Source organism: Caballeronia sp., from assembly GCF_049581465.1.
Classification (GTDB): domain Bacteria; phylum Pseudomonadota; class Gammaproteobacteria; order Burkholderiales; family Burkholderiaceae; genus Caballeronia.
Window position 1 is genome coordinate 1 of the sequence record NZ_JBAUSA010001266.1, and the last position, 3584, is coordinate 3584.

The 3584-nt window shown below is 58.7% G+C and carries 3 protein-coding genes; all 3 read right to left on the minus strand.

All coding sequences use genetic code 11. The features are described 5' to 3' along the window. Positions 1 to 1277: molecular chaperone DnaK (gene dnaK / locus WCA53_RS30650; protein ID WP_423920306.1), on the minus strand; the 1277-nt coding region annotated here is incomplete at its 3' end. A gap of 143 nt (positions 1278 to 1420) precedes the next feature. Further along, positions 1421 to 2005, minus strand: coding sequence for a nucleotide exchange factor GrpE (gene grpE, locus WCA53_RS30655; protein WP_423920311.1), 585 nt, complete (start codon positions 2003 to 2005; stop codon positions 1421 to 1423). A gap of 426 nt (positions 2006 to 2431) precedes the next feature. After that, positions 2432 to 3584: polyhydroxyalkanoate depolymerase (phaZ, locus tag WCA53_RS30660; protein ID WP_423920316.1), on the minus strand; the 1153-nt coding region annotated here is incomplete at its 5' end.

The window sequence follows — 3584 nt, forward strand, 5'->3', positions numbered from 1 at the left end:
ACCTGTGCGTGCTTGGTCGGGATGGTCGTGTTCTTGTTGATCATCTTCGTCATCACACCGCCTAGGGTTTCAATACCCAGCGACAGCGGCGTCACGTCCAGCAGCAACACGTCCTTGCGATCGCCCGACAGAACCTGACCTTGAATCGCAGCACCCACCGCAACGGCTTCGTCCGGGTTCACGTCGCGGCGCGGATCCTTGCCGAAGAATTCCTTAACCTTTTCCTGCACCTTCGGCATGCGGGTCATACCGCCGACCAGAATCACGTCGTCGATTTCGCCGACCTTCACGCCCGCATCTTTAATCGCGACACGGCACGGTTCCATCGTGCGTTCGATCAGGTCTTCGACCAGCGACTCCAGCTTCGCACGCGTAATTTTCAGGTTCAAGTGCTTCGGACCCGACGCATCCGCCGTGATGTACGGCAAATTGATCTCAGTCTGAGCCGCCGATGACAATTCGATCTTCGCTTTTTCCGCAGCCTCTTTCAGGCGCTGAAGCGCGAGCACGTCTTTCGACAGATCGACGCCTTGTTCCTTCTTGAACTCGCCGATGATGTATTCAATGATGCGCTGGTCGAAATCTTCACCGCCCAGGAACGTGTCGCCGTTCGTGGAAAGCACTTCGAATTGCTTCTCGCCTTCGACGTCCGCGATTTCGATGATCGATATATCGAACGTGCCGCCGCCCAGGTCATACACCGCGATTTTGCGGTCGCCCTTTTTGCTCTTGTCCAGACCAAACGCAAGCGCGGCCGCGGTCGGCTCGTTAATGATGCGCTTCACGTCCAGTCCGGCAATGCGGCCGGCATCTTTCGTCGCTTGACGCTGGCTGTCGTTGAAGTACGCCGGAACCGTAATGACCGCTTCCGTCACTTCCTCGCCGAGATAGTCTTCGGCGGTCTTCTTCATCTTGCGCAGCACTTCAGCCGAAATTTGCGGCGGTGCGAGCTTTTGATCGCGGGCTTCAACCCAGGCATCGCCGTTGTCGGCACGCACGATCTTGTAGGGCATCAACGCGATGTCCTTCTGCACTTCCTTTTCTTCGAAACGGCGTCCGATCAGCCGTTTGACTGCATACAACGTTTTCTTCGGGTTCGTGACCGACTGGCGCTTCGCCGGCGCGCCAACGAGAATCTCGTTGTCGTCGACATACGCGATGATCGACGGCGTCGTGCGCGCGCCTTCTGCGTTTTCGATCACCTTGACGGTGTTGCCTTCCATGATCGCGACGCACGAGTTCGTCGTGCCCAGATCGATACCGATGATCTTGCTCATTTTCATCACCTCCCGCCATTGCTGGCAGTGGACCCGCCCTTTCGTTTCCGCCCGGTTTTATCGTCCAATCGGCGAGCCGGACGCCTGAACTTTAACCCTGTACGTCGTCAAATATGCGCGTTCGCATCGTTCTCAAGATCAAACTAAACGTCCTTCGGTGCGGCAACGCTCACGAGTGCCGGACGCAATATGCGATCCGCGATCATGTAGCCTTTTTGCAGCACCGACACGACCGTGTTGGCGTCGTGTTCGGCCGGCACCATCGAAATAGCCTGATGTAGATGCGGATCGAATTTCTCACCGACCGGATTTACTTCGACCACGCGAGCCTTTTCAAGCGCGCCGGTCAATTGGCGCAGCGTCAGCTCCATACCTTCGCGCACTTTGGCCAAGTCGGTGGACGAATGCGTGAGCGCCGCTTCCAGACTGTCCACCACCGGCAGCAGGCTCTCCGCGAAATTCTCAATCGCGAACTTATGCGCCTTGCGCACATCTTCCCGCGCCCGGCGCCGCACGTTTTCCGTCTCCGCTTTCGCGCGCAAGAACTCCTCCTCCAACGATCTCGCCCGTGCTTGCGCTTCGGCTAGCAACGCTTGAGTTTCGTTCACGCCGGCAGTGTCCGGTGCGGCGTTCGCATCCGGTGCGTTGACTTGCGGACCGGTTTTGGCCGCCGTGTCGTCGTCGGGCGTCGGATTCTGACTCGCGGAATTGTCTGGCGTGTTTTCCATGTCGCTCCTATTTAACTGTTGCCGACGATGTAACCAGGAGAAAGGCGCGCCCGCGACCCGCTTACCGCGAGAGGCCTGCGAGCAGCCGTCACTCGTAGGTTATACGTCGCACTCCATAACAGATCACGAAAAATGGAATCCGGCTGCGTCAACGTTATAAAGAGGTATCCCAGATGCACGCAGTCGCACTGGCCGAAGCTAGCGAAACAAAAATAAGGCCTGCCTGAACCGGCTTCAAGCCTCGGCGCAAGCCAAAAATGTTACTAAATGTATCGAAATAGAATGATCAGCTCATGCTCCGAGACGATGAATTCTTCAGACTGACAGTCCATGTTTGACTGGGCAGGGGACCTTGGACGATGCTGACATCGCTCAACTTAAGCGCTCAAGCTTCAACCTCGCGAAGACACGCAGACCAGAGCGTGCTCAGGTATTTTGGGCATGGCGTGCTCGCCGGACCTTACTCCGAGGTACAGACTCCGGCGTGCCACGCAACGTAGCGCGACGACTCGTACTACTCGTATTTATCGTCGGCCCGTGGGACGCGTCATATTGGTCAATCAGGTCGCGAACGATCGGATAAATGTCGGTTTGCCAGCACGGCCCGGAAAAGAGATCGTAATGACCGCACCGGGGCATCGTGAAGCCGCGCTTGTCGCTCGCGGCGATACCTGCGCACAGGTCCTGCGCGGCATGGGTTTGGCCGCGACCGGATACGTCGTCCAAAGCGCCCTCGATCGTGAGTAAGGCTGTCGTGCGGATGTCCTGCGGTCGCACTGGCAGACCGCGCACGTACCAGCGGCCGCGAGCCAGGCGGAATTCCTGAAACACGGTCTGCACGGTGTCCAGATAATACTCAGCCGCCATATCGAGCACTGCACTGTATTCCGCGCAAGACCGCTGGTGAGCCTCAGCGCCCTTGAGGTCGCCCCTAACTGTATCGAGGCAGTAGTCCCAGTGCGAACTCGCGATCCGTCCCGGATGCATCACGACCAGACCGGCGTGCTGCAGGAAACCTGGGTACACCTCGCGACCCGCGCCGGGGTAGTGATCAGGCACCGAGTGGATCAAGGTCTCCCGAAACCATCGGAGAGGCTGGCTCGCGGCGAACAAGTTGACGGCATTCGCACCGTTACGCGCGTCGAGCGGGCCGCCCATCAGAATCAGGCTCCTGGGTGTCGGCTCCAGCTCGCTGGCCAATAGTGAAATGGCGGCAAGCGTCGGCACGGTAGCCTGGCAAACCGAAATCACATGCAGCTTTTCCGCACCGATATGGCGGATAAATGCCTGGATATAGGACACGTAATCGTCCAGGTGAAATGGCCCGTCAGCCACCGGCACGTTGCGCGCGTCACGCCAGTCCGTGATGTACACCTCATGGTTCAGCAGCAGCGTCTCCACCATCTCGCGGAGCAGGACCGCATGGTGACCGGCCAGCGGGGCGCAGACGAGCACGACGGGGCGTGCGGGGCGTTTCTGCGTGCGCCAGACGGACATGTCAGCAGGCTCCGGCTGTGGCGCGAATCGCAACAGTTGGCAGAATGGCTTTGCCAGGACGAGTTTTTCGACCACCTTGATC

Coding starts and splice junctions, on each gene's coding strand:
- grpE (WP_423920311.1), bottom strand. CDS start 2,005: ATGGAAAACACGCCAGACAATTCCGCGAGTCAGAATCCGACGCCCGAC.